Raw genomic sequence first — 23,928 nt, 5'->3', positions numbered from 1 at the left:
GATGGCAGGTGAGCCCGCCGAGACGGACGACGCCCAGGTGATTCCCATCACCCGGGCCCGTTCCCCGCACGGGTCTCCGCCGTCCGAGCACGAGCCGCCGCCGTCCGAGCCGCCGCCGTCCGAACGGGGGGCTGCGCCCGACGAGGACGGCGACCACGACCACGACCGCGACCGCGACCGCGGCCTCGCCGAGCTGCTCGCCTTCCTGCGCCGCCGCATCACGGGGGAGTACGAGGTCGACGAGTTCGGCTTCGACCCCGAGCTCACCGACAAGGTGCTGCTGGAGCTGATCCGCCCGCTCTACCGGCACTGGTTCCGGGTCGAGACCGTCGGCATGCACAACGTGCCCGGCGACTCCGGCGCTCTCGTGGTGGCCAACCACTCGGGCACCCTCCCGCTGGACGGGCTCATGCTCCAGGTGGCGCTGCACGACGACCACCCCGAGCGCCGCGCCGTCCGTCTCCTCGGCGCCGACCTGGTCTACCAGCTTCCGCTGCTCGGTCACCTGTCCCGTAAGACCGGTCACACTCTGGCCTGCCGCGACGACGCCGACCGCCTGCTCCGCAAGGGTGAGCTCGTCGGCGTCTTCCCCGAGGGCTTCAAGGGGGTCGGCAAGCCGTTCTCCGAACGCTACAAGCTGCAGCGCTTCGGCCGCGGGGGCTTCGTCGCCTCCGCCATCCGGGCCGGGGTCCCGATCGTCCCCTGCTCCATCGTGGGTGCGGAGGAGATCTATCCCAAGGTCGGCGACCTGCGTTTCCTGGCCAGGGCGCTGGGCCTGCCCTACCTGCCGATCACCCCGCTGTTCCCCTGGCTCGGCCCCCTCGGCCTGGTGCCGCTGCCGTCCAAATGGATGATCGGTTTCGGCGAGCCCATCCGCACCGACCAGTTCGACCCCGCGGACGCGGACGACCCCATGCTGGTCTTCAATCTCACCGACCAGGTCCGCGAGGTCATCCAGCAGCAGCTGAACGAGCTCCGCCTCCAGCGCGGCCACGCCTTCCCTCCCTTCTTCTGACTCCTCCCCGTGCCTTCCGGCCGCTCTCCCGGCTCTTTCCCGTGCCTTCCGCCCGACGCCCGCTCTTCCGGCGGCGAGCGGACGCTTTCTGAGGGGTGAGCGGACGCTCTCCCAGGAGTGAGCGGACACGCCGATTTTTATTAGGCGCCGCGTCTAACAGTGGGTGCTTTCGGTAGATATGGTGTGCTCAGCATCGAGCCTCCGGACATGAGGAGTGGTCATGGGCGCACGCCGTACCGCGAGAAGTGCCCTCGTCACCGGGCTTGCCGTGGGAACGGCGCTGGGGATCGCCACGCGACGGCGCAAGGCACGCGCGGAGACGGCGCTCGGCGGGCACCGGGGGAGGCCGGTCACCGTCGTCACCGACGACGGGGTACGGCTCGCGGTGGACGTGGAGGAGGCCGAGTCACCCGAGTTCGCCGTGGTTCTCGCCCACGGCTGGGTGATGAACCGGCACTGCTGGCACTTCCAGCGGGAGGCGCTGGCCGGCAGGGCAACCCTGATCTTCTACGACCAGCGCGGGCACGGAGACTCCTCGGCCGGGGCTCTCGGCGCGTGCACGGTCGACCGGCTCGGCGACGACCTGGCCGCGGTGATCGAACAGGCCGTCCCCGAAGGGCTGCCGGTGGTGCTCGTCGGCCATTCGATGGGCGGCATGACGATCATGGCGTTCGCGGGACGGCACCCCGCCGCCTTCGCCTCACGCGTGGCCGGGGTGGCGCTGCTGAGCACGTCGTCCGGCCGGCTGGCCGGCAGCACGTTCGGGCTCCCCGGGCCGATCGGGCGGCTCGCCCCGCGCGTCACCCCTGTCGTGTTCGACCGCATGCTGACCCGTGCCGCGGCCATCGACCGCGGCTCGGCTCTCAGGTCACGCACGAACCTGCCGGTGATCCGCTACGTCGCCTTCGGCCCTCGCGCGACGCGCGCGCACGTCCGCTTCGTCAACGACATGGCCGTGGCCACCCCGACCGAGGTGATGGTCGGCTTCTTCCGCGACTTCCTCGTCCACGACAAGCTCGCCGCGCTGGCCGCGCTCGGCTCGGTGGAGACGCTGGTCATGGTCGGCAGCCGTGACCGGCTCACCCCGCCCGTCCACAGCCGGCGCATCGCCCGGAGCATTCCCGGCGCCGCCCTGACCGTGCTGCCCGGCGCCGGTCACATGATCGGGCTCGAACGGCCGGAGGCCGTCAACCAGGCCCTGAGCGATCTGCTGGACCGGGTCGCCCGCCGTGTGGACGGTCGTCCGGAACGGTAAGGGGCGGTTACCCGGAGCCGTGGAGGCGGCTCACTTGGAGCGGTAGAGGCGGCGCAGGGCGACCGCAGCCGCCACCCCGCCGGCGAGGGCACCGGCGCCCGCGGCGATGGGCAGGGCGATCATGGTGGCCTTGCGGCCGGTACGGAAGTCCTTGATGTCCCACTTGTTCTCGCGGGCGTGGTCGCGCAGCTCGGCATCGGGGTTGATCGCGATGGCGTGGCCGACCAGGGAGAGCAGCGGCAGGTCGTTGGCCGAGTCGCTGTAGGCCGAGCAGCGGGACAGGTCGAGGCCCTCCCGGCGGGCCAGGGCCCGGACGGCCTCCGCCTTGGCGGGCCCGTGGAGCAGGTCGCCGACCAGGCGGCCGGTGTAGACGCCGTCCACGGTCTCGGAGACGGTGCCGAGGGCGCCGGTCAGCCCGAGCCGCTGGGCGATCACGCGGGCGAGCTCCACCGGGGTCGCGGTGACCAGCCAGACGCGCTGACCGGCCTCCAGATGGCTCTGCGCGAGGGCGCGGGTGCCGGGCCAGATCCGGTCGGCCATGGCCTCGTCGAAGATCTCCTCGCCGAGGCGGACGATGTCCTCCACCCTGCTGCCCGCCACGAACGCCAGCGCGGTCTCCCTGGCCTGGGCGATGTGCTCGGGGTTCTCGTCGCCGCGGACCCGGAACACCGCCTGGCCGAACGCGAACTTGAGCAGGTCCTTGGTGGTGAACAGGCCACGTGAGGCCAGGCCCCGGGCGAAGTGGTAGATGGAGGCGCCGCGCATCATGGTGTTGTCGACGTCGAAGAAGGCGGCGGCGGTCGGGTCGGGGTCGGCCATCGGCATCGCGACGGCCGCCGCGGCCGCAACCTCTCCGGCTATCTCCGGTCCGTCCTGCCGTCGTCTCAGCCGCTTCATAGCCTCCCAGCTTAACCGGCGCAGGCGGGTGAAAACGGTGTACATCGCGTTAGCGGAAGGGGATGTCCCGGTGGCGGCGCGGAGTCCCGTTCGGGCGTGGCGCGGAGTCCCGTTCGGGCGTGGCGAGGACTTCCGGCCGGGTGTGGCCAGGCTATTCGGGCGGGGCCAGCCCCTCGATGTAGTTGAGGTAGCCGTGTGCCCGGCGCCGTTCCTCCACGTCCATCTTGGGGAGCATTCCCTCGATCTGGTTGCGCTGCTTCTGGACGAACCGCTTGAGCTGGCCTGTGCTCTTCGCCTCACTTTTCGCGTCGTGGCGCCGTACCCGGGTGAGAGAGGTGATCGCGGAGCGGGTGGTGTCCTCCATGTCCTGGAGGGTCTCCTTGATCAGACGGTTCGGGCGGCGGCTGGAGCCGAGGAGTTCCTCGACCTCGTGGGCGCGGGTCTCCGCGTAGTCGAGGGAGCGGCCCGCCCGCTCGGCGTCGTCGGTGCTCAGGTGGAACAGCGTGCTCTCGGCGGCGCGCTTGAGCGGGTAGAGCGTGTCCCCCGGCATCGACCGGTAGGTCGCCAGTCCCGCCATGACCACCGTGGCCGCCAGGCTCAGGCTCAGGAACTGGGCCAGCAGGCCGGGGCGCGGCCTCGGCCGTGCCGGGGCGGCCCGTTCGGCGGATGGCTCCTCCGGGCCGGACGTGTTCACGAGGCGCGTGCGGAGTTCGGAGCGGAACTCCGGACGGGGGCCGCCTCCCATCCGGGCGCCGAGCCTCGACACGCGGTTCTGGATGCGCGCCTGCGATCTCCGTGAGATTCCGGGCAGCCACTTACCCATGAACGCTCCCTGCCGCCCCCAGATCATGACCCATCGGTGTCACTTGCCTAACGACGGCTCGGCGCGGCAGGTTACGCGGTGCGGTCACCATCGGCATTCCGGTCGAGGTCAGCTGAGGTCCGAGGGGAGCGCGCGGGCGAGTGCCCGGATCGCCCGGAACTGCAGCGCCTTGATCGCCCCGCTCTTCTTCCCCATGATGAGCGCGGTCTCCGCCAGCGACATGCCGTGCAGGAAGCGCAGCACCACGCACTCCTGCTGCTCGGGGCCGAGGTCGCGGACGGCGCTGAGCACCCGGTTGTTGATCATGGCGGTGACGACGGCGTTCTCCGGGATGTGCGGGCCGTCGAGCGGGATGTCGATCACCTCGGCCGTCGAAACCTCAAGGCGGTACCTGCCGGACTTGAAGTGATCGGTGATCAGATTCCTGGCGATGGTCACGAGCCAGGCCCCGAAATCACGTCCCTGCCAGGTGAAGTCGGCGATTCGGCGAAGTGCGCGGAGGAAGGTCTCGCTCGTGAGATCCTCGGCCAGCGGGTGGGACCCGACCCGGAAGTAGATGTAGCGGTAAACGAGGTCGAGGTAGCGGTCGTAGAGCGTGCCAAACGCATCGGCGTCTCCGGTTTTGGCACGCAGAACGAGCCTCCGGAGATCCTCCGAGGCATCCTCGCGTACGGCGAGCTCGTTCCTGCGGACAGGCTGGGTCACCCCGGAGACGGTGGGGAGAGGCCCGGCGAATGGCCACGTGTCTGGCATCCGTTATCCCTGTGGGGGAGGGGGTGCGGCGTGCTCGCCCACTCTAGAAATCAACAGGAAATTCCACAATCCACTTCGTAACGTCGTGACTAGGGGTAATCGGCCGATACCGTGTGGGGCCGGTTCTTTCGGGCCGGACCGGTGAGTCAACTACCAGTTCGGCTACCGGTTGGGGGGTAATGTCCGGCAGCATTGGAGACACCATGGAAGTCCTCGTCGCTGTCATCGCGTTTGCCGGTGCGTTGCTCGCAGCCATTGCCACTGCCGCCCTCATCAGTCGGTTCCGCGCTGAGCCCAAGGGGTGGCTGATCGCCTGGAGTATCACGACGGCGACCCTCTGCCTGTCACTCGGAGTAATCGCCGTCGGCCATTTAGTTGGGTTCGGGTCGACCACATTCCGGGTTTATCAGCTGACTGGATCATTGCTGGCCCCGTTGTGGCTGGCCATCGGTGCCGTCCAGTTGCTGGCTCGCAAGTCCGGTGCCAGGTTCGCCTCCTGGCTCGTGGGGATCGCGCTCACCATCATCGCCTCGGTGATCATGATGGTCGACCCGATCCTCCAGGACACCACGTTCACCAAGTCCCTGCCGCCCGGCGGCCGCCACTGGGGACTGCTGCCGGGCTATCTGCTCGGCGCCGCCCACGTCGGCGTCGCGCTCGTCCTGCTGGGCGGCGTCGTGCTCGCGGTCCTGCGCTGGCGCGGGGGCGACGACTACGACGCCGACAACATGCACGCGCTCCTGGCGATCGGCCCGACCGGCCTGGCCCTGATCGGAGCCGTGAGCTTCACGGTCCCCGGGCTGTTCACCGCGCTCCTCCTCTTCGTCACCGCCGCCGCGGTCTGGTACGTCGTGCTCCGCCCCCTCGCGCCCTACGAGGACGAGGACGAGGACGACGAGCCGGAGGACGACTGGGAGGAGCGGCGGCCGGTCGGCCGCCGTGCGGCCGAGCCGCCCCGGGACGTGCAGGTCGCCGGCCGCCGTGCCCTGCCCGAGGAGTCGCCTCGGGACGTGCAGGTCGCCGGCCGCCGTGTCCTGCCCGAGGAGTCGCCCCGCCGCTCCGGTCTCGGCGACCTGGTGGCCGAATACCGCGCGGGCGAGCAGGACGTCGACTACGCGGCGCGCATGCAGCGGCAGCCGCCCGTCCAGGGCGACCCGTTCGGTGGTCCCGCCACCGGCACGTTCATGGCCGGCGAGTACGGCATGCCGTCCCCAGGCCAGCCCGCGGGCGGCGCCGAATACACCCGGCAACCCCCGATGACCGGCCAGTTCGGCATGCCGCCGGGCAACCAGGCGACCGGTGAGTACGACGTGCCGGTCAACGAGTACGGCAGGCCCACCGCTCCCGCGGTCGGCGGCCCGGGCAGGCCGGTGGGTCCCAGCACCGGAGAGTTCGCCAGGCCCGACCCGCTCCACGGCGCCCAGCCCGGCGGCAGCCTCCAGCCCATGCCCGCCGACCAGGCGTTCGGCGCCCCGTCCGGTTACGGCCAGAGCGCCGCTCCGGGACTCGGCGGCGCTCCGGGTTACGGTGAGGCTGCGGGGTACGGCCAGGCTGCGGGGTACGGTCAGGCTCCGGACCGCGGTCCCGGCGGCATGCCCGGTTACGGCCAGGCTCCCGACCGGGGGCTCGGCGGCCCGCCCGCGACCGGTTCCGCGTATCCGGGCGCGGCGGCCGACCAGCCGGGCGGATCCTCCCGCCCGTCACCCGGCATCTTCGGCCTGCTGACCGTGTTCACCCTGATCGACGGCACCGGAGAGGCGTTCGACCGGCTGGCCGAGGAGACGCTTGAGGCCGTCCGCCGTTCCGAGCCCGACACGCTCGTCTACGTGTGCCACTCGGTGAAGTCGGCCCCGCTCCAGCGCATCGTCTACGAGCTCTACCGCGACGAGGTCGCCTACACCGAGCACCAGCGCCAGCCGCACGTGGAGCGTTTCGTCAGCGAGCGGCAGAACATGGTGCTCGCCACCAACGTGATCGAGCTCAACATCAACGCGGCGAAGGTGATGCCGCTCCCGATGGCCTTCAGGCTCTGAGCGCGGCGCGCAGACGGTTCTCGTCGACGCGCCAGAAGTCGTGCTGGACACCGTCGACGAGGGTGACCGGGATCATCTCCCAGTATTTGTCCTGGTCCTCCTCGGAGGCGGTGATGTCGCGCTCCTCCCAGGGGACACCCAGCTCCGTGGCGACCCGCTCGATCACCGTCCGCGCGTCGTCGCACAGGTGACAGCCGGGCTTGCCGAGCAGTGTGATGCGGTGGTCCTGCGGTGCCATGCCCGCCACGGTAGCCGAGCCGCGAGCGTGCGCAGGCGCTCCGCCTTCCGCAATCGGCGAGAACCTCCGGGACGGACAGGCGGGTTACGCTTCTGAGTACCGGGAGAGCGATCCTCGCGCGGTCAGCGGGACGGCGGGAGGGCGCTCGCTGTCGCGTCGCGGCCGACGCCGCGAACCCCCACTTTGTGCACCGGTTCACAAAGGGACTAACCTGAATGACAGTGGCCTCACCTCGTCATCCGTCGCGTCCGGGCCGCGCCGGCCGCCTGTCCCCCTGGAGCTCCGGCACGTGATCCGCCGTCTGTCCCAAGCTCGTGAACGTGGCATACCCGAGGCGACCGTCGCCCGGCTGCCGCTCTATCTGCGCGCGCTGAACGGCATGGCCGAGCGGGGCCTGGCGACCGTGAGCTCGGAGGATCTCGCCGTCGCCGCCGGGGTCAACTCGGCCAAGCTCCGCAAGGACCTCTCCCATCTGGGCTCCTACGGCACCCGCGGGGTCGGCTACGACGTCGAATACCTCATCTACCAGATCTCCCGCGAGCTGGGTCTGACCCAGGACTGGGCCGTTGCCATCGTCGGAGTGGGTAACCTCGGTCGTGCACTGGCCAATTACGGCGGGTTCGTCTCCCGAGGATTCCGGGTCGCCGCTCTCCTCGACGCCGACCCCGAGGTGGTGGGCGACCATATCGCGGGATTGAATGTGGAACACATCGACGAGCTGGAAGCCGTGATAAAGCGGCGGGGAGTGTCGATCGTGGTGCTCGCGACGCCGGCGGCGGCAGCTCAGCAGGTGGCCGACCGGGTCATCGCCGCAGGGGTCACCAGCATCCTGAACTTCGCCCCCGTCGTACTCGCCGTGCCTGAAGGCGTCGATATCCGTAAAGTCGACCTATCGATTGAACTGCAGATCCTTGCGTTCCATGAACAGCGCAAAACGGATCGGATGACTGGGGGGCCCGCGATGGCCGAGGAGTGGCCCGAGGCGGTGGACCTGTGAGCGAGCGCGACGAGCGAGCCCGGGGACACCGCATTTCCCGGAAGGACGCGGGCGGTCGGGCCCGTCGACGTCCACGGAGAGCCGAGGCGGGCCGATGAGCGTCCTCGTGGTCGGCCTCAGCCACCGGACGGCTCCGGTGGCCCTGCTGGAGCGGGTGTCCGTCTCGGGTGACGCGCTGGTCAAGTTGCTCCACGCGGTTCAGCGGGACGCGTGCGTCGCCGAGGTCATGGCCGTCTCGACCTGCAACCGGGTCGAGGTCTACGCCGAGGTGGACCGGTTCCACGCCGCGGTGACCGCGATCTCCGAGCTGCTCAGCATCCATTCGGGTGTCCCCATGGAGCAGCTGTCGAACCATCTCTACGTGCACTACGAGGACCGCGCCGTCGAGCACCTGTTCTCGGTCGGCTCGGGCCTCGACTCGATGGTCCTGGGCGAGGGGCAGATCCTCGGCCAGGTCCGCTCGGCCCTCAAGCTCGCCCAGGACCAGGGCACGCTCGGACCGACGCTCAACGAGCTCGTCCAGCAGGCGCTGCGGGTGGGCAAGCGCTCCCACACCGAGACCGGCATCGACCGGGCGGGCGCCTCCCTCGTGGGCGTGGGCCTCACCCTCGCCGAGCGCGTGCTCGGCCCGATCCGGGGCAAGCGCGCCCTGGTGGTCGGCGCCGGCTCGATGAGCGCCCTGTCGGCCGCGACCCTGCAGCGGGCGGGCGTCACCGACATCGTGGTGGTCAACCGCACCCACGACCGCGCGGTACGGCTGGCCCAGACGGTGGGCGGCCGGGCCGCCGAGCTCGGCGACCTGGCGCGGGAGCTGGCCCAGGCCGACCTGGTCATCTCGTGCACCGGCGCCACCGACGTGGTCATCACCGCGGACATGATCGAGGCCAGGGAGATGTTCCTGCTGGACCTCGCGCTCCCCCACGACGTGGACCCCGCCGTACGGCAGCTGCCCGGCGTCACCCTCGTCGACCTGGAGTCGATGCAGGACGGCGCGGCCGACGCGGAGACCGACGACGGCGGGCGCGCCGAGGCGGTCATCGCCGTGCGCGGGATCGTCGCCGCCGAGGTGGCGGCCTACCTGTCGGCCGAGCGCGCCGCACGGGTGACGCCGACCGTGGTCGCGCTGCGGAGCAAGGCGGCCGACGTGGTCGAGGCGGAGCTCGGGCGGCTCGTCGCCCGGGTCCCGGAGCTCGACGGGCGGGTCCGGGACGAGGTCACGCAGACGATCAGGCGCGTGGTCGACAAACTGCTCCATGAGCCCACCGTGCGTGTCAAACAGCTCGCGGAGTCTCCGGCAGGCGATCATTATGCGGAGGCATTGCGTGAGCTGTTCGATTTGGACCCGAAGGTTCCCCGTGCGGTGAGAAGTATCGAAAGGACCGACGCCGAGACGAGCAAGAAGGAGGTGGGCAGATGAGCAGCGTCTCCTCTCCGCTCAGACTGGGCACGAGGCGGAGCCTCATGGCCACGACCCAGTCGGGGCTGGTCGCCGCACGGCTGACCGAGCTGACCGGCCGGGCCGTCGAGCTCGTCGGCGTCACCACCTTCGGCGACGTCACCAAGGCCAACCTCACCCAGCTCGGCGGGACGGGCGTCTTCGTCAGCGCGCTGCGCGACAAGCTGATCGACGGTGAGATCGACTTCGCGGTCCACTCGCTGAAGGACCTCCCCACCACGCAGGACCCGCGCGTGGTCATCGCGGCGATCCCGCCGCGTGACGACCCCAGGGACGCGCTGGTGAGCACGGCGAAGCTGTCCGACCTGCCGGCCGGCGCGAAGGTCGGCACCGGGTCTCCCCGCCGGATCGCCCAGCTCAGGGTGCTCCGTCCCGACCTCGACTACGTCCCGATCCGCGGCAACGCCGACACCCGGATCGGCAAGGTCACCTCCGGCGAGCTGCAGGGCGTCGTGCTGGCCGCCGCCGGGCTCGGACGGCTGGGCCGTGAGGCCGAGATCTCCCAGACCTTCGAAGTGGAGGAGATGCTCCCGGCCCCCGGACAGGGCGCGCTGGCCGTGGAGTGCAGGGCCGACCGGGCCGACCTCATCGAGTTCCTGAGCGTGCTCGACGACGCCCGGACCCGCGCCGCGGTGACCGCCGAGCGCGCGGTGCTCAACGCCCTGGAGGCGGGGTGCGCGGCTCCGGTTGGTGCGTACTCGGCCGATGACGGGCAAAATCTGATTCTGACCGCCGCTGTCGTCGCCGTCGACGGCAAGCGCGCGGTGCGCAAGTCCACCGCCGGGACCCTTTCGGCGCCCATGGATCTCGGCCGCGACCTCGCGGCAGAGATGATCGCCGAAGGGGCAGGCACGTTGATAGGGGAGCAAGCACATTGAGCTCCGGAAGTACCACCTTCGAGCGCCCGGCCGGGTTCGTCGCCTTCGTGGGGGCGGGCCCCGGTGACGAGGGCCTGCTCACGCTCCGTGGCGCCGACCTGCTCTCGAAGGCCGACGTCGTCGTGCTCGACCGGGAGGCGTACGGCGCGCTGTTGCGCCACTGCCGGGAGGGCGTCGACGTCGTCGACGCCGCCGAGGAGGACGCGGTCTCGCTGAGGACCGTCACAGAGGCCAAGGGCGGTCGCGCCGTCGTGCGGCTCTGCGCCGGCGACCCGATGTTCTTCTCCTCGATCACCGAGGAGGTCGCGGCCTGCGCCAAGGCGGAGGTGGACTTCGAGATCGTGCCGGGCGTGCCCCCGGCGACGGCGGTGCTCACCTACGCGGGCATCCCCGCCGCGGTGGCGGTGCCGGAGTTCCGGGTCGTGGACGCGACCCAGGTCGACGACTGGAGCGCCCACGCCACGGGCACCGGCACCCTGGTGATCTACAACGGTGTCTCCGCGGCCGTCGCGATCGGCAAGGCGCTGATCGCCGCAGGCCGTCCGGACTCGACGCCGGTCGCGATCAGCAGCGCGGGCACCACCACCGAGCAGTACACCGTGGTGACCACGCTCGGCCGGATCGCGCCCGACCTCAAGCACGCCGGGATGACCGAGCCCGCGCTGATCGTGGTCGGCGAGGCCGTCGGCATGCGTGACCGGCTGTCGTGGTTCGAGACCAAGCCGCTGTTCGGCTGGCGGGTGCTCGTGCCCAGGACCAAGGAGCAGTCGGCCGGGCTGGTGGAGCAGCTGCGCTCCTACGGCGCGGTGCCGGAGGAGGTCCCGACGATCTCCGTCGAGCCGCCGCGCACCCCGCAGCAGATGGACCGGGCGATCAAGGGCCTGGTCACCGGCCGCTACGAGTGGGTGGCGTTCACCAGCGCGAACGCGGTCAAGGCCGTGCGCGAGAAGTTCGAGGAGTACGGCCTGGACGCCCGCGCGTTCGCGGGGCTCAAGGTCGCGGCCGTCGGCGAGGCCACCGCACGGGCGCTGGTGCAGTTCGGCGTCAAGCCCGACCTGATGCCGTCGGGCGAGCAGTCGTCGGAAGGCCTGCTGGCCGAGTGGCCGCCGTACGACTCGATGCTCGACCCGATCAACCGGGTGCTGCTGCCCCGGGCCGACATCGCGACCGAGTCACTGGTCGCGGGGCTGACCGAGCTCGGCTGGGAGTGCGACGACGTGACCGCCTACCGGACTGTCCGCGCGGCTCCGCCGCCCGCACCGATCCGGGAGGCCATCAAGGGCGGCGGGTTCGACGCGGTGCTGTTCACCTCGTCGAGCACGGTGCGCAACCTGGTGGGCATCGCGGGCAAGCCGCACAACGTCACGGTCATCGCCGTGATCGGCCCGCAGACCGCCAAGACGGCCGAGGAGTTCGGGCTCCGCGTCGACGTGATGGCCGACAGGCCGTCGGCTTCGGCCCTCGCGGCGGCGCTGGCCGAGTACGGCGCCAAGCAGCGGCAGGCCGCGCTCGCGGCCGGAGACGTCCCTCGCAGGCCCTCCCAGACCCGGCGAGGCGCCCGGCGTCGCGCCAAGTAATCTGGAACCGTCACGGACGCCCGGCGAACGAGGCGTCCGCGACGGTCCCCGCGAGCGTGCACGTCACATCTGAATACGATTCCCCGGTCTCCGCCCCCATGGCGGGGAGAGGGAGAGATCTTGACTTCTTCCCCATGCCCGGAGCCCGGGATTCCGCCCCTCACGGGCCGGTTTCCCTGCTTCACTGGCAATCACCCGGCCGGCTCGCGCCGCTCGGGCCCCACGCCGCCTCCACAGGCGTCCCACCCCGCCGCCGGCCCGGCGGCGGGAGCACTGCCGATCACCCGCGCGGTGGCCTGGCCGTCGTCACCGCCGGACCCGTCAACGGATCACGAGGCACCGCGCCGTGTCCTCTCCCAGCGCCAAAGCCCGGGATCTCCACCCTGGAAGGATTCAGATGAGCGCCCAGTTCCCCGTCGCGCGTCCGCGCAGGCTCCGCCGTACGGCGGCGATGCGCCGGATGGTCTCCGGCACCAGGCTGCACCCGGCGGAGCTGGTGCTGCCGCTGTTCGTCAAGGAGGGCATCGGCGAGCCGAACCCGATCGGCTCGATGCCCGGAGTGTTCCAGCACACTCGTGACTCGCTGCGCAAGGCCGCCCACGAGGCGGCCGAGGCGGGAGTCGGCGGGCTCATCCTGTTCGGCGTGCCCGCGGTGAAGGACGCGCGGGGGTCGGCGGCCGACGACCCCGACGGGATCATCCAGCAGGCCGTCGCCGACGTGGTCGCCGACGTGGGCGACGCGCTGGTCGTGATGACCGACACCTGCCTGGACGAGTTCACCGACCACGGACACTGCGGCATCCTGACGCCCGGCGGCGAGGTCGACAACGACGCCACCCTGGAGCGTTACGCGGCCGCCGCGGTGTCCCAGGCCCGGGCCGGGTCGCAGGTCATCGCGCCCAGCGGCATGATGGACGGCCAGGTCGCCGCGATCCGCGCGGCGCTGGACGCCGACGGCTTCGAGCAGATCCCGATCCTCGCCTACTCGGTCAAGTACGCCTCGGCGTTCTACGGGCCGTTCCGGGAGGCGGCCGAGTGCGCGCCGCAGTTCGGCGACCGCGACGCCTACCAGCAGGACGCGGCGGGCCCGGTCGGCGAGGCGCTGCGCGAGGTGCGGCTGGACCTCGACGAGGGCGCCGACGGCGTGATGGTCAAGCCCGCCCTGGCCTACCTCGACATCCTGCGCCAGGTGCGTGAGGCGGTGGACGTGCCGGTGGCCGCCTACCAGGTCAGCGGGGAGTACGCCATGATCGAGGCCGCGGCGGCGAACGGCTGGATCGACCGGGACCGGGCGATCATGGAGTCGCTGGTCGCGATCCGCCGGGCCGGGGCCGACATGATCCTCACCTACTGGGCGACCGAGGTGGCCAAGAAGCTCCAGTGAGACCAGTGGCACATGCCGAGAACTGGGGGTTTGCCGCTTGCTCGGGTGGTCTGTGCGTTAGAGTGCGAGTACCGGTGCGGATGTGTCCCAGGTGGCGTAGACCCTGGTTGTCTGACTTCCCTTGCTAACCAGAATGTGGATATGTCATCGCATCCGGGGGGCACCGGGATGGGCAGACGACGGAGGACACAATGGTGGGGGTACCGCTGACTCGTCGTGGCAGGCGACGTGCTCATCCGAAACAGACGATCAGCTCCGTGCTGGAGTACGCCGCTCTGGGCTGGGCGAGCTGTCCCGGCGCGCGGCCGCTGCAGGGCGGTCCCCGCGCCTGCTCCTGCGACCGGGTCGGCTGTCCCGACCCGGGCGCGCATCCGCTCTCGCGGGCCTGGCAGATGCAGGCCACCACCGACCCCACCCAGCTCACCCACTGGTGGCAGCGGGAGCCCGAGGCGAATGTGATCCTCCCCACGGGCCGTGTCTTCGACGTGTTCGACGTACCGGCCACCGCGGGGCTCACCGCCCTCGCGGGAATGGACTCCGCCGGATCCGCAACGGGCCCGGTCGCCGCGAACGGCGACCGGGTCCTTTTCTATGTGGCCACCCGTAACGTCGCAGAGGACGAGGACGAATGGTGGTCCTGCCCCCTCGACTTCGGGCCGGCCACCATCGACGAGATGCCCGGCCTGCGCTGGCACTGCCGTGACAGCTACGTCCTCGCCCCGCCCTCGGCTCTGCCGTCCGGCCGGGCCGGCTCGTGGCTGCGCCCGCCGGACGGCCGTCCGCTGCCCGACCCGCTCCGCGTCCTCGACTGGCTCGCCGACGTCTGCGACTGAGCAGCGCCGGTCGGATCCCGCCGACGGCCCGGGGCCAGGCGGGGACGGGCCGGGTCAGGAGGAGCCGCCCAGCCCGGCCTCGCGGGCACGGACGATGGCCTGGGCGCGGTCGGCCACCTGGAGCTTCATGAAGATGTTGGAGACGTGGTTGCGCACGGTCTTGCCGGACAGGAAGAGGATCCCGGCGATCTCGTTGTTGCCCCGGCCCTGGGCGACCAGTTCGAGCACCTCCCGCTCCCGTTCGGTGAGTTCGGGGAAGGCGGTGCGCGACGGGTCGGGCATGCCGCTGAAGTAGGTCAGGACGCGACGGGCGATCTCGGGGCCGTAGATGGCCTCGCCCGCCGCGACGGCGTGCACGGCGCGGCCGATCTCCTCGGCGCCGGCCTCCTTGAGCAGGTAGCCGCGCGCCCCGGCGCGCATGGCGGTGAACACCGAGTCGTCGTCGCGGAACATGGTCAGCACCAGCACCCCGATCCGCGGGCTGGTCCTGACGATCGTCCTGGTCGCCTCGACGCCGTTGCCGCCGGGCATCTGCAGGTCCATCACGACCACGTCCGGCTGGAGCTCGGCGGCCAGTGCCACCGCCTCCTGGCCGCCGGAGGCCTCCCCGACGACCTCGATGTCCATGGCCGCGAGCAGGCCGCGCAGGCCCTGCCGGAAGACCGGGTGGTCGTCCACGATCAGCACGGTGATCACGTGGCCTCCTCAGTCGGCAATCTGGCGGTCACCTCCGTGCCGCCGCCCGGCCCGCGGCCGATCACACAGGAGCCTCCCACCTCGGCCGCCCGCTCGCGCATCGAGGTCAGCCCGACGCCCGCGGCCGGGTTCTCGGGCAGGCCGACCCCGTCGTCGGCGACCTCCACCCGCAGCTCGCCCGGCAGGCGGCGCAGCCGGACGAGGATCGTGGCCGCGCCGGCGTGGCGGCGGGCGTTGGTGAGCGCCTCCTGGGCGATGCGGTAGGCGGCGACCTCGACGGCGGCGGGCAGGTCGTCCAGCGCGCCGTCCACCGCCACCGCGGTCTCCCCGGCGGAGGCCCGCAGCGCCCCCTCCAGGCCCAGGTCGTCCAGCGCGGGCGGGCGCAGGCCGTACACCAGCTCGCGGACCGATGCGATGGTCGCGGTCATCTCCTCGCGGACCCGGACCAGCAGCTTCTCGGCGGCCTGCGGATCGGCGCCGAGCCGTCTGCGCGCGTCGTCGAGGGTGAGCGTGACGCTGGTCAGCGCCGGGCCGAGCCCGTCGTGCAACTCCCTGCCCAGCCGGCGGCGCTCCTCGTCGCGGGTGGTCCGGATGCGCTCCCGGGAACGGTGCAGATCGGCGGTGAGCCGTACGGCGTGCGCCGGCTCGGCCAGGTGCCGGGCGAGCACGGCCAGCGGCTCGCGGCCCGGCCACGCCCCCGCCACCAGCAGGGTGCCCACCCGCTCGGCGTGCCAGAGCAGCGGTATTTCCTGCGTCCCGGGCCGCAGCTCCCCGTCGCTGAACACGCGCACCGGGCCGCCCCACCCGGTGCGGACCTCGACACCGACCCCGGCCGCGCCCAGCGCCCCGCGGATCACCGTCACGGCCTCGCCGAGCGCCGCCGCCGGGTCCTGCGCCCCCTGCCCGGTACGGCCCAGCAGGTCGGCGAGCCGGTAGGGGTCGCGCTCGACGGCGAACACCCGGTCCACCACCCGCTGCAGGCGCAGCCGCGCCGGGTGGAAGACCCCGCCCACGGCCACTGCCGCGACCGCCCCCGCGACGGAGCCCAGGCCGCCGGCCAGGGCATTGGCCAGCCAGATCAGTCCGAAGTAGACCCCTCCGGTGACCGCGACCAGGCAACCGTAGACCAGCGTCCGGTTGACCACGACGTCGATGCCGTAGAGGCGGTAGCGCAGCACCGCCGCGATGATCGACAGGGGCAACACGACGACGATGACGGATTCCAGGGCCATCAGCAGCCACGAGCCGGTCGTCACCCGGACGATCCAGGAGGTCAGGACCACCACCAGCGCGGCGGCGTACCAGCCGATCTGGCGCCGGAGCTCGGTGTCGCCCGCCCGGTAGCGGAAGGCCAGCGACAGCACGCCGAGCGCGGTGAGTGCCATCATCGGGGCGCCGATGTACGACTCCACGGCCGGTGAGATCTCGCGCAGCGCCTCGACCCCGAACGGGTTCGCGACCGGGAGCTGGCTCTCGAACCCGGGATCCGGAGCCAGTCCCAGGAACAGGGAGTGCCCGGCCATGAGGAGCAGATTGGCGTACAGGACCGGCCGCCAGCGCCGGGAGGGCAGCCGGCCGTCGGGGAACAGCAGCGGCAGCAGCGAGACGTACACCGGCACGTGCCACAGCCACAGCCACATTCCCAGCCACGCGAGGTAGGGGGTGAACCCTCCGGGATCGGTGAGGTAGAGCCAGTGGGCGCCGCTGTAGACCAGGTAGTAGAGGCCGCCGATCACCCCGCTGCCCCACAGCAGCCAGGGCACGAGCAGCCGGGGCCGGCGGGTGACGAGGAACGCGCCGGCGGCGGGGAACAGGACGACGGTCGCATCCATGGTGACGAAGGGGTCGGCCCAGGTCGAGGCGCTCAGCTCCCTCAACCGGACCGCCAGGAGGTTGCACGCCGGCGCCAGCACCGCCCCGGTCCAGACGAGGACGGTCAGCGCCCTGTGCCACCGGCCACCCACGGCGTCTCCGTCCGTGGTGGAGGCGGCGGCGTCTTCGTCTGTGGGGGAGGTCATGGTTTCTCCGTTCCGAGGGGGAGGTGGACGATGACCTCGGTGCCGCCGCCGGGACGCGGTCCGACCGTGCAGGAGCCGCCCGCCTCCGCCGCCCGCTCGCGCATGGAGACCAGTCCCACGCCGCCGCGGACCCGTTCCGGCAGGCCGATCCCGTCGTCGGCGACCGAGAGCCGCAGCTCGCCGCCACCCGCCGCCCTGCCCCCCGCCGCCCTGCGGCCTGCAGCGCCGCCCTCCGCGCCGCCGGGCCCGCCTCCGCCGGACGCCGGCCCGGTCTGCTCCACCCCGGTACGGTCCGTCTCGGCCTGGATCGTCTCGGTTTGGACCGTCTTGGCCCGGAGCAGTTCGACCCGGACCAGGGCGGTGGTGGCCTGGGCGTGGCGGCGGACGTTGGTGAGCGCCTCCTGGGCGATCCGGTAGGCCGCCACCTCCACCGCCGCGGGCACGTCGCCCAGCGGGCCGACCACCGCGATGTCCACCCTGGGCCCCGGCGCGTCGGCCAGCGCGCGCAGCGAGCCGACCAGGCCGAGGTCGTCCAGCGCGGGCGGGCGCAGGCCGTACACCAGGTTCCTGACGTCGACGATCGCGGCGCCCATCTGGTCGCGCACGCGGATCAGCAGTCCTTCCACGGCCTCGGGATCTCGTTCCAGCCGGAGCCTGGCCTCGTCCACGGTCATCGCCAGGCTGGCCAGCGTCGGCCCCAGCCCGTCGTGCAGGTCGCGGCGGAGCCTGCGCCGCTCCTCCTCCCGGGTGGTGAGGATGCGCTCCCTGGAGCGTCGCACGTCGGCGGTGAGCCGTACGGCGTGCGCCAGCTCCGCCAGGCGCCGGGCCAGCGCGTCCAGCAGGTCCGGCGAGGTGCCGGGCCCGCTGCTGAGCAGCCGCCCGACCGGCTCCCCGTGCCAGACCAGCGGAGTCTCGACCGGCTGGTCTCCCAGCTCGCCGTCGATGACGACCCCGGTATGCCCGCCGTGGACCTCGACGGCGACGCCGTCGGCACGGAGCGCCTGGCGCACCAGCGCCGCGGCGGTGACCAGCCCCTCGGCGGGGTCGACGGCCTCCTGCAGGGTGCGGCTCAGCCGGTCGGCCACCCGGTAGGGGTCGCGCTCGACCCGGAGCAACCGGTCCACGACCCGCTGCAGGCGCAGCCGTGCCGGGTGGAACACCGCGCCCGCGGCCAGCGCCGCGACCAGCCCGGCCACCGCGTCCTGGCTGCCGGCCAGCGTGGTGACCAGCCAGGTCAGCCCGGAGTAGATCCCGCCGGTGACCACCGCCAGCCCGCCGTACACCAGGGTGCGGTTGAGCACGAGGTGGACGCCGGACGGCCGGGGGCCCGGCCCCCGGGCAGGGGGTGTCGTCACTGCCATGACCGCAGGATCCCGCACCCCGTGTCCCGCCGTCCCGGGGCTGGTGTCCCGTTCCGGAACGGATTCCGGGACCTCGCCGAACCCGGGCGCGCCCGCGTGCGCCCGGACGGTCCGATCGGATCACCCGCTCTGGCGGGGGCTGTCCCCCCGGTGACTACCCTGGAGGGCGTGAGCCGTACTGAGAACTCCGAGGACCTGTTCGCCCGCGCACGTGAGATCGTCCCGGGAGGTGTCAACTCCCCGGTCCGCGCCTTCGGGGCCGTCGGGGGCACCCCCCGCTTCATGGCCTCCGGCCAGGGGCCCTACATCACCGATGTGGACGGCAACCGCTACGTGGACCTGGTCTGCTCCTGGGGGCCGATGATCCTCGGGCACCGTCACCCGGCCGTGGTCGAGGCGCTGCAGGACGCTCTGGCGGCGGGGACCTCGTTCGGTACGGCGACGCCCGGCGAGGTCGAGCTCGCCGAGGAGATCGTCGCCCGGGTGGAGCCGGTGGAGAAGGTCCGCCTGGTCAGCTCGGGCACCGAGGCCACCATGTCCGCGGTACGGCTGGCCCGCGGCTTCACCGGTCGGTCCAAGGTCGTCAAGTTCGCCGGCTGCTACCACGGCCACGTGGACGCCCTGCTCGCCTCGGCGGGGTCCGGCCTGGTCACCTTCGGTCTGCCCGACACTCCCGGTGTGACCGGCGCCTCGGCCGCCGACACGGTGGTGCTGCCCTACAACTCGGTCGAGGCCGTGACGGAGGCCTTCCGGGCGTTCGGCGCCGAGATCGCGTGTGTGATCACCGAGGCCTGCCCGGCCAACATGGGCGTCGTCCCGCCGCTGGACGGGTTCAACGCCACGCTGCGCGAGCTCTGCACCGCGCATGGCGCCCTGCTGATCATCGACGAGGTGCTCACCGGTTTCCGGGTGTCGGAGTCCGGATGGTACGGGCTGGACCCGGTGGACGCCGACCTGATGACCTTCGGCAAGGTCATGGGCGGCGGTCTGCCCGCCGCCGCGTTCGGCGGCCGTGCCGACGTGATGGCCCACCTCGCTCCGGAAGGGCCGGTCTACCAGGCCGGCACCTTGTCCGGTAACCCGCTGGCCTGCGCCGCCGGCCTGGCCACCCTGCGCGCCTGCGACGACGAGGTCTACGACCGGGTCGACGCCTCCGCCCTGGTCATCGGCCGCGCCGCCGCCGACGCCCTGGCCGCCGCCGGGGTGCCGCACCGCCTGCAGCGCGCGGGCAGCCTGTTCTCCGTCTTCTTCACCGAGGACCAGGTCACCGACTTCGACGGGGCCCAGAAGCAGAACACCGCCGCCTACCGGGCCTTCTTCCACGCCATGCTCGACCAGGGCGTCTACCTGCCCCCGTCGGCCTACGAGGCCTGGTTCCTGTCGGCCGCCCACGACGACGAGGCCCTGTCCCGCGTCGCCGACGCCCTGCCGATCGCCGCCAAGGCCGCCGCCCAGGCCTCCTAACGGGGCAGCTTGTCCAGGTCGACGTCGATGGGGAAGGGGACCGGGACGGTCAGGCGTCCGTGGTGGATGCCGGTGAGGCCGTAGGAGCCGGTGGCGGGATCGAGCTCGTAGACGTAGACGACGGGGCTGCCGTCGTTGTCCTCGACCCGCCAGAAGTGCGCGATCCCGGCTTCGGCGTAGCGGAACGGCTTGGTCTTGCGGTCCCGGTCCTCGGACTCGGGGGAGACGATCTCGACGACGAGGTGGACCTCGTCAGGGGTGTAGAACGTCCGATCGTCGTCGTCGGCCGCCACCGTGTCGATGATCACGATGTCAGGACAGGGGCGCATCCTGGGCCCGAGCTTGATGTCCATCTGATCGACCGACGACAGGTACTCGGGAGCCTGTGTGTCGAGGACCTCGGTGAGACGGCGGATCATGCGCTGGTGAAAGCGCTTCTGGGGGGACATGAAGACGAGAGCTCCATCGATCAGTTCGACGTGCTTGAAGAAGTCGGGCTCGCCGTTCGGTCCCTCTGCCGGAAGACGGTCGAGGTCGTCGGCGGTCCATCCCCACGGAGGTGGGGACGGCCAGTAGTCGAGTGCGCTACTCACGTCGGTCACCGTAACATCGTCTCCGTCACCCGGTGTGTTCATTCAGATCATCTCCGTTGCCTTCAATTCATTCTCTCTCGCTTCTGTCGTTGACGGCAGAGGTGTGCCCCCTCCTTGGGGGACGAGTCGCGGCCTTTATGTGAACATTTTGTTTGCTTCAAAATGTTGACAACAATTTATTGTGACAGCCATGCTGGTCGCATGAACACCGAATCTGATCAGACGTCCGACCCCTTCACCCCGCCCGACCCGGCTCAGGCGCGGGCGCACCGCGTGTACGCGTCCCTTTTCCGCATCGCCGAGCGGCACGCGGCCACCGAGGCGCAGCGCTCCCGGCAGGTCCACCCCGACGTCCTCGGCCCGCACGAGGCCATCAGGATCGTGTCCCTTCTCGCGGGCGGCGCCGCGGAGCGGGAAGAAGGTGAGCCGGAGGTGGACAACGCCGACATCACCGCCGCCCTGACCCTCATCCCGCTGGCGCGCGCGGAGATGGACCAACTGGAGGCGGGGCTCCTGCTGATGGCGCGCGGCCGCGGCCTCACCTGGCAGGAGATCGCCTTCGGCCTCGGGCTGGGCACCTCCCAGGCCGCCAGGCAGCGCTACGAACGTCTGGCCGGTCGCGTGACCGCCGATGGGGGCGGCGGTGGCGCGGGAGCAGAGACAGATGACACGGACAGGTGACACGGACGGCGGGGGCGGTGGTGCGGATCAGGGTGGGGACCGGCGCGTCCCTGTCCCCACCCTGATCCGCGTACGGCGGCCCGCTGCCGACCCGCCGTCGCCCTTGGAGGCAGGAACGGAAGGCCGTCGGGCTCGCCGCCCAGGATCGCGCCCCGGGCGGCCGCGCCGGGCGTGTGACCGCCGTGATCGTGGCGCGCCGTACGCCCGCGGCGTCCGGCCCCCTACGGCAGCGGCCGCCGCGCGTGCCAGTCGGTGACCTTCTGGTAGGCGTGGGCGAGCGCCAGCAGCGTGGCCTCACCCCACGCGGGCCCGGCCAGCTGAACGCCGATCGGCAAGCCGTCCGAGCCGAAGCCGCAGGGGATCGAGACCGCCGGTAGGCCGGTCCCGTTCAGAGGCACGGCGTACAGAGGTCCGCCGATCGGCTCGGTCAGCCTCCCGGTGGCCTCCATCCTGGGAGCCGTGCGTTCACGGCTCGGCAGGACGAGGACGTCGACACGCGTGAACAGTTCGGCCAGCTCCGCGCGTAGTCGCTGGGTGGCGCGCAGGGCGTCGACGTAGTCGGGCGCGGGTACGGCCAGCCCGCCCTCCAGCCGCTCACGGATCTGGGGGGTCAGGTCCGCGGGACGCTCCCGCAGGAACCGGCGGTACTCCGCCGAGGCCTCGCAGGCCAGGATGGTGGAACCGGCCTCCACGGCCGCCTTCCACGCCGGGACCTCGACGTCGACGACCTCCAGCCCCATGTCCCGCAAGGCGACGAGTGCCACGGTCAGGGCGGCGGCCGTATCGGCGCTGAGCGGCTCCCACAGGAAGCCGCGTAGCACCCCGGCCCTGAGGCCGCGCACGGAGCGGCGGAGCGGCGTCGCCCGGCCGGCCCCCTTCCGGTGCGACGCCCCGGCCCGGCCCGGGTCACGGTCCGCGACGGCGTCGAACAGCACGGCGCAGTCTTCCGCCGATCGTGCCATGGGCCCGGCATGGTCCAGCGTCCGGGCCAGCGGCACGACCCCGGTCGTCGGAACACGGCCGAACGTCGGCTTGAGGCCCACGACGCCGCACCAGGCCGCCGGGTTACGGATCGAACCGGTCGTGTCGGTACCTATGGCACCCGGCACCAGGCCCGCCGCCACGGCCGAGCCGGACCCCATGCTGGAGCCGCCGGCGTACCGCTGGAGGTCCCACGGGTTACGGGTCGGCCCGTAGTGATAGGTGTCAAGCGGCCCATAGGCGAACTCGGGCAGATTGGTCTTCCCGAAGACGATGGCGCCCGCCGCCCGCAGCCGGGCCACGATCACGGCGTCGCCGGTGGCCCTCGCGTCCGCGAGGACCCTGGAGCCCGCGGTGGTCCGCTCTCCTTCGACGTCGATGTTGTCCTTGACGGCGATCGGCACGCCGTGCAGCGGTCCCCGCACGTCCCCGCGACGCAGTTCCTCCTCCGCGACGCGGGCGTCGGCGAGGATGCGCTCCGACGGAAGCGAGACGAAGGCGTTGAGCAGGGGATCCAGCGACGCGCAGCGGGCCAGCAGCGCCTGGCACAGCTCCACGGGTGAGAGCTCGCGGGCGGCCAGCATCGGACCGAGTTCGGAGATGCCCAGGAAGTGGAGCTCGCTCATGACCGGCTCCGGCTGCCGTCCGTCCCTCCGGTGCCCGGAAGGCCGGCCGCGAGCCGCTGCCCTGTCCGGCGGTTTCCCGCCTTCCGCGAGCGGCCGGTGAGCGGGGTCTCAGTCATCGGAGATCGTGTTGCGCAGTACACCGATCTTGTCGATCTCGACCTCGACGGTGTCGCCCGGCCGCATGAAGACCTGCGGTGACCTGCGCGCTCCGACGCCCCCCGGAGTGCCGGTGGCGATGACGTCTCCCGGCGCGAGCGTGGTGAACGTCGACACGTAGGAGATGATCCGCGGGATCGAGAAGATCATCTCGCTGGTCGTCGCGTGCTGCATGATCTTGCCGTTGAGGCGGCAGGACAGGGTGAGGGCACTGTCGGCGGGTATCTCGTCCATGGTGACCATCCAGGGCCCGAAGGCGCCGGTCCGTGGGAAGTTCTTACCCGGAGTGTACTGGTGCGTGTGACGCTGGAACTCGCGCACGGAGCCGTCGTTGTAGCAGCTCAGCCCGGCTACGTGGCGCCAGGCCGCATCGGGGGCGATCCGGCGGCCGGAGCGTCCGATGACGACGGCGACCTCGGCCTCGTAGTCGAGCGTGTCGCTCTCGCGCGGGCGCAGCAGCGGGCTGTCGTGGCCGGTCTGCGACTCGGGGACACGTAGGAACACCGCCGGCTGCGCGCTCACCGAGTTTCCCGTCTCGGCGCGGTGATCTTCGTAGTTCAGGCCGACACAGATGATCTTGTTTGGATTGGGGATCACCGGGAGCCAGGTCACGTCGGACGCCGCGTAGTCCACCTTGTCCAGATGCTCGCTCGCGAGCACCATCGCGTCGTCGCCGATGAGTGACTTGAGGTCGGGATGGCGGGTGCCGAGACGCGCTCCAAGGTCGACCAGGCCACGGTCGGTGACGGCGCCGTAGGTGGTGGCACCCTGAGGAGTCTGAAAGGTTGTAAGTCTCATATCGTCACATGTCCTGGATGACAGCGATGGCGTTGATCTCGATGAGCATGTCGGGGTGGACCATCTTCGACACCTCAAGGAGGGTCGAAGCCGGCGGCGGCGAGGGGAAGTACTCGCGACGCACCCGGTGGATCGCCGCGAAGTGCTCGATGTTCCTGACGAAGACGTCGACGCGCACGATGTCCTCCATCGCCCCGCCCGCCGCCTCGACCAGGTTCTTCATGTTGTCGCAGACGCGCCGGGTCTGCGCGTCGATGTCGCCCGCTCCGGTGACCGTGCCGTCGGGCAGGCGCGCCGTCATCCCGGACAGGAACAGGAGCCTGCCGCGCGCCTGGGTCGCGATCGCCTGGGAGAAGTGCCCGCTGGGGGAACTGACGGCTTCCGATGTCACTTGCTGCTTCGCCATGACGGCCCT

General features: G+C 71.5%; 22 protein-coding genes. 11 read left to right on the top strand and 11 right to left on the bottom strand.

Annotated features, from left to right (window positions below; all coding sequences use genetic code 11):
- The first annotated feature begins 1 nt into the window (after window position 1).
- Window positions 2–1,015, top strand: a complete 1,014-nt coding sequence (locus tag BM085_RS21820) for a lysophospholipid acyltransferase family protein (protein WP_093888843.1) — start codon at window positions 2–4, stop codon at window positions 1,013–1,015.
- 220 nt (window positions 1,016–1,235) lie between these two features.
- The gene (locus BM085_RS21815) at window positions 1,236–2,270 is read left to right on the top strand and encodes an alpha/beta fold hydrolase (RefSeq protein ID WP_093888789.1); all 1,035 of its coding nucleotides are present in this window, start codon (window positions 1,236–1,238) and stop codon (window positions 2,268–2,270) included.
- 30 nt (window positions 2,271–2,300) lie between these two features.
- Here BM085_RS21815 and BM085_RS21810 read toward each other — a convergent pair whose 3' ends face one another.
- From BM085_RS21810 to BM085_RS21800, 3 genes are all read right to left on the bottom strand, one after another.
- A complete protein-coding gene (locus tag BM085_RS21810; protein ID WP_093888788.1) occupies window positions 2,301–3,167 on the bottom strand; it encodes an HAD family hydrolase in 867 nt (288 codons plus the stop codon).
- 151 nt (window positions 3,168–3,318) lie between these two features.
- Entirely contained in the window at window positions 3,319–3,990 is a 672-nt protein-coding gene (locus BM085_RS21805) for a DUF5667 domain-containing protein (protein WP_143121010.1), read from the bottom strand.
- Window positions 3,991–4,098: 108 nt separating this feature from the next.
- Window positions 4,099–4,695 carry a sigma-70 family RNA polymerase sigma factor gene (locus BM085_RS21800; protein WP_231509998.1) on the bottom strand — a complete coding sequence of 199 codons (597 nt, stop codon included), beginning with the start codon at window positions 4,693–4,695 and terminating at the stop codon, window positions 4,099–4,101.
- A 470-nt stretch (window positions 4,696–5,165) separates the two neighbouring features.
- Here BM085_RS21800 and BM085_RS21795 point away from each other — a divergent pair, with 470 nt between their 5' ends.
- On the top strand, window positions 5,166–6,776 hold the full coding sequence (locus tag BM085_RS21795) for an antibiotic biosynthesis monooxygenase (protein WP_143121009.1): 1,611 nt from the start codon (window positions 5,166–5,168) through the stop codon (window positions 6,774–6,776).
- Here BM085_RS21795 and BM085_RS21790 read toward each other — a convergent pair.
- Window positions 6,766–7,014: a glutaredoxin family protein gene (locus tag BM085_RS21790; protein ID WP_012887316.1), complete on the bottom strand. Its 249-nt coding sequence runs from the start codon at window positions 7,012–7,014 to the stop codon at window positions 6,766–6,768. The genes BM085_RS21795 and BM085_RS21790 overlap by 11 nt on opposite strands.
- A gap of 289 nt (window positions 7,015–7,303) precedes the next feature.
- Here BM085_RS21790 and BM085_RS21785 point away from each other — a divergent pair, with 289 nt between their 5' ends.
- The 6 genes from BM085_RS21785 (at window position 7,304) to BM085_RS21760 (ending at window position 14,139) form a co-directional block, all read left to right on the top strand.
- The gene (locus BM085_RS21785; protein ID WP_012887317.1) at window positions 7,304–8,011 is read left to right on the top strand and encodes a redox-sensing transcriptional repressor Rex; all 708 of its coding nucleotides are present in this window, start codon (window positions 7,304–7,306) and stop codon (window positions 8,009–8,011) included.
- A gap of 94 nt (window positions 8,012–8,105) precedes the next feature.
- Window positions 8,106–9,428, top strand: a complete 1,323-nt coding sequence (locus tag BM085_RS21780; RefSeq protein ID WP_093888785.1) for a glutamyl-tRNA reductase — start codon at window positions 8,106–8,108, stop codon at window positions 9,426–9,428.
- On the top strand, window positions 9,425–10,345 hold the full coding sequence (hemC, locus tag BM085_RS21775; RefSeq protein ID WP_093888784.1) for a hydroxymethylbilane synthase: 921 nt from the start codon (window positions 9,425–9,427) through the stop codon (window positions 10,343–10,345). The genes BM085_RS21780 and hemC overlap by 4 nt, the downstream gene beginning before the upstream one ends.
- Entirely contained in the window at window positions 10,342–11,922 is a 1,581-nt protein-coding gene (locus BM085_RS21770) for a bifunctional uroporphyrinogen-III C-methyltransferase/uroporphyrinogen-III synthase (RefSeq protein ID WP_093888783.1), read from the top strand. The genes hemC and BM085_RS21770 overlap by 4 nt, the downstream gene beginning before the upstream one ends.
- A 397-nt stretch (window positions 11,923–12,319) precedes the next feature.
- Window positions 12,320–13,306, top strand: coding sequence for a porphobilinogen synthase (hemB, locus tag BM085_RS21765; RefSeq protein ID WP_093888782.1), 987 nt, complete (start codon window positions 12,320–12,322; stop codon window positions 13,304–13,306).
- A gap of 191 nt (window positions 13,307–13,497) precedes the next feature.
- Entirely contained in the window at window positions 13,498–14,139 is a 642-nt protein-coding gene (locus BM085_RS21760) for a bifunctional DNA primase/polymerase (protein ID WP_093888781.1), read from the top strand.
- Between the two features lie 54 nt (window positions 14,140–14,193).
- On the opposite strand, the gene BM085_RS21755 is transcribed toward BM085_RS21760, so the two are convergent.
- The 3 genes from BM085_RS21755 to BM085_RS21745 are packed head-to-tail and all read right to left on the bottom strand — an operon-like array spanning window position 14,194 to window position 18,214.
- Entirely contained in the window at window positions 14,194–14,835 is a 642-nt protein-coding gene (locus BM085_RS21755; protein WP_031169607.1) for a response regulator transcription factor, read from the bottom strand.
- A complete protein-coding gene (locus BM085_RS46040) occupies window positions 14,832–16,853 on the bottom strand; it encodes a sensor histidine kinase (protein ID WP_245789513.1) in 2,022 nt (673 codons plus the stop codon). Before BM085_RS46040 ends, BM085_RS21755 begins: the two co-directional genes overlap by 4 nt.
- A complete protein-coding gene (locus BM085_RS21745; RefSeq protein ID WP_093888780.1) occupies window positions 16,850–18,214 on the bottom strand; it encodes a sensor histidine kinase in 1,365 nt (454 codons plus the stop codon). The genes BM085_RS46040 and BM085_RS21745 overlap by 4 nt, the downstream gene beginning before the upstream one ends.
- Before the next feature lie 168 nt (window positions 18,215–18,382).
- Between BM085_RS21745 and hemL the strand changes: the two genes are divergently transcribed.
- Window positions 18,383–19,678: a glutamate-1-semialdehyde 2,1-aminomutase gene (hemL, locus tag BM085_RS21740; protein ID WP_093888779.1), complete on the top strand. Its 1,296-nt coding sequence runs from the start codon at window positions 18,383–18,385 to the stop codon at window positions 19,676–19,678.
- On the opposite strand, the gene BM085_RS21735 is transcribed toward hemL, so the two are convergent.
- Complete coding sequence (locus BM085_RS21735; RefSeq protein ID WP_245789511.1) at window positions 19,675–20,271, bottom strand: Uma2 family endonuclease; 597 nt, start codon at window positions 20,269–20,271, stop codon at window positions 19,675–19,677. The genes hemL and BM085_RS21735 overlap by 4 nt on opposite strands.
- A 201-nt stretch (window positions 20,272–20,472) precedes the next feature.
- On the opposite strand from BM085_RS21735, the gene BM085_RS21730 reads away from it, so the two are divergent.
- A complete protein-coding gene (locus BM085_RS21730; RefSeq protein WP_093888777.1) occupies window positions 20,473–20,952 on the top strand; it encodes a DNA-binding protein in 480 nt (159 codons plus the stop codon).
- Window positions 20,953–21,173: 221 nt separating this feature from the next.
- Here BM085_RS21730 and BM085_RS21725 read toward each other — a convergent pair whose 3' ends face one another.
- The 3 genes from BM085_RS21725 to BM085_RS21715 all read right to left on the bottom strand — a co-directional run bounded on the left by BM085_RS21725 (window position 21,174) and on the right by BM085_RS21715 (window position 23,919).
- Window positions 21,174–22,559, bottom strand: a complete 1,386-nt coding sequence (locus BM085_RS21725; protein WP_093888776.1) for an amidase — start codon at window positions 22,557–22,559, stop codon at window positions 21,174–21,176.
- 108 nt (window positions 22,560–22,667) lie between these two features.
- Entirely contained in the window at window positions 22,668–23,513 is an 846-nt protein-coding gene (locus tag BM085_RS21720; protein WP_093888775.1) for a fumarylacetoacetate hydrolase family protein, read from the bottom strand.
- A 4-nt stretch (window positions 23,514–23,517) separates the two neighbouring features.
- Complete coding sequence (locus BM085_RS21715; RefSeq protein WP_012887331.1) at window positions 23,518–23,919, bottom strand: RidA family protein; 402 nt, start codon at window positions 23,917–23,919, stop codon at window positions 23,518–23,520.
- Window positions 23,920–23,928 lie beyond the last annotated feature (9 nt).

Origin of the sequence: Streptosporangium canum (assembly GCF_900113865.1) — a bacterium.
GTDB lineage: Bacteria > Actinomycetota > Actinomycetes > Streptosporangiales > Streptosporangiaceae > Streptosporangium > Streptosporangium canum.
Note: the sequence above shows the minus strand (reverse complement) of the source record. Positions and strands in the feature narration are given on the sequence as shown.

Coding starts and splice junctions, on each gene's coding strand:
- BM085_RS21810 (WP_093888788.1), bottom strand. CDS start 3,167: ATGAAGCGGCTGAGACGACGGCAGGACGGACCGGAGATAGCCGGAGAG.
- BM085_RS21715 (WP_012887331.1), bottom strand. CDS start 23,919: ATGGCGAAGCAGCAAGTGACATCGGAAGCCGTCAGTTCCCCCAGCGGG.
- BM085_RS21820 (WP_093888843.1), top strand. CDS start 2: ATGGCAGGTGAGCCCGCCGAGACGGACGACGCCCAGGTGATTCCCATC.
- BM085_RS21745 (WP_093888780.1), bottom strand. CDS start 18,214: ATGGCAGTGACGACACCCCCTGCCCGGGGGCCGGGCCCCCGGCCGTCC.
- BM085_RS21730 (WP_093888777.1), top strand. CDS start 20,473: ATGAACACCGAATCTGATCAGACGTCCGACCCCTTCACCCCGCCCGAC.
- hemC (WP_093888784.1), top strand. CDS start 9,425: ATGAGCAGCGTCTCCTCTCCGCTCAGACTGGGCACGAGGCGGAGCCTC.
- BM085_RS21725 (WP_093888776.1), bottom strand. CDS start 22,559: ATGAGCGAGCTCCACTTCCTGGGCATCTCCGAACTCGGTCCGATGCTG.
- BM085_RS21720 (WP_093888775.1), bottom strand. CDS start 23,513: ATGAGACTTACAACCTTTCAGACTCCTCAGGGTGCCACCACCTACGGC.
- BM085_RS21780 (WP_093888785.1), top strand. CDS start 8,106: ATGAGCGTCCTCGTGGTCGGCCTCAGCCACCGGACGGCTCCGGTGGCC.
- BM085_RS21805 (WP_143121010.1), bottom strand. CDS start 3,990: ATGGGTAAGTGGCTGCCCGGAATCTCACGGAGATCGCAGGCGCGCATC.
- BM085_RS21815 (WP_093888789.1), top strand. CDS start 1,236: ATGGGCGCACGCCGTACCGCGAGAAGTGCCCTCGTCACCGGGCTTGCC.
- hemB (WP_093888782.1), top strand. CDS start 12,320: ATGAGCGCCCAGTTCCCCGTCGCGCGTCCGCGCAGGCTCCGCCGTACG.
- BM085_RS46040 (WP_245789513.1), bottom strand. CDS start 16,853: ATGACCTCCCCCACAGACGAAGACGCCGCCGCCTCCACCACGGACGGA.
- BM085_RS21790 (WP_012887316.1), bottom strand. CDS start 7,014: ATGGCACCGCAGGACCACCGCATCACACTGCTCGGCAAGCCCGGCTGT.
- BM085_RS21760 (WP_093888781.1), top strand. CDS start 13,498: ATGGTGGGGGTACCGCTGACTCGTCGTGGCAGGCGACGTGCTCATCCG.